Source organism: Mesorhizobium sp. M8A.F.Ca.ET.021.01.1.1, from assembly GCF_003998025.1.
Classification (GTDB): domain Bacteria; phylum Pseudomonadota; class Alphaproteobacteria; order Rhizobiales; family Rhizobiaceae; genus Mesorhizobium.
Map to the genome: position 1 here is coordinate 1 of NZ_RZSJ01001086.1, position 549 is coordinate 549.

1 protein-coding gene is annotated in these 549 nt (G+C 66.5%); it reads left to right on the forward strand.

Annotated elements, in window-relative coordinates; genetic code table 11:
* On the forward strand, positions 1-549 hold a 549-nt coding region (locus EOA36_RS36730), incomplete at both ends, for an MFS transporter (RefSeq protein WP_145969571.1).

A 549-nucleotide genomic window follows, 5' to 3' on the forward strand; every position in this document is an offset into this window, starting at 1 on the left:
GGCGCATCTCGACCGCGATCGGCTTGCTCTGCTTTCCGCAAGTGGCGGTCCTCACTTTCGCGTCGGTGTTCCTGCACGACTTCGCCGGGCTTGGCACGACGGCGATCAGCGCGAGCCTCGTCGCTGTACAGGTCGGCGCCATGGTCATGCGCGTCTGGAGCGGCCGCTTTACCGACCGCCACGGCAACCGCCGTCAGTTTCTTCGCTTGTGCAGTGCGCTCAGCGCGCTGGCCTTCGTCGTGCTCTGGGTGCTGGTTCTGGCCGTTCCCGCAATGCCTGCCAGCCAATCCTTCCTGATCGCTGTCCTGCCCTTGGTGCTTGTCGTCGCCGGCATCTCGGTCTCCGCCTGGCACGGCGTTGCCTATACCGAACTTGCCACGCTGGCCGGTGCCGGCCATGTCGGAACGGCACTCAGCCTTGCCAACAGCTTTGTCTTCGTCGGCTTCTTCCTCGTCCCGGTGGCCATTCCAGGGCTGCTGCACCTCTGGTCATGGCCCGGCGTCTGGCTGTCGGCCGCCGCCTGCGCCCTGGTTGCCTGGCCGGTCTTCC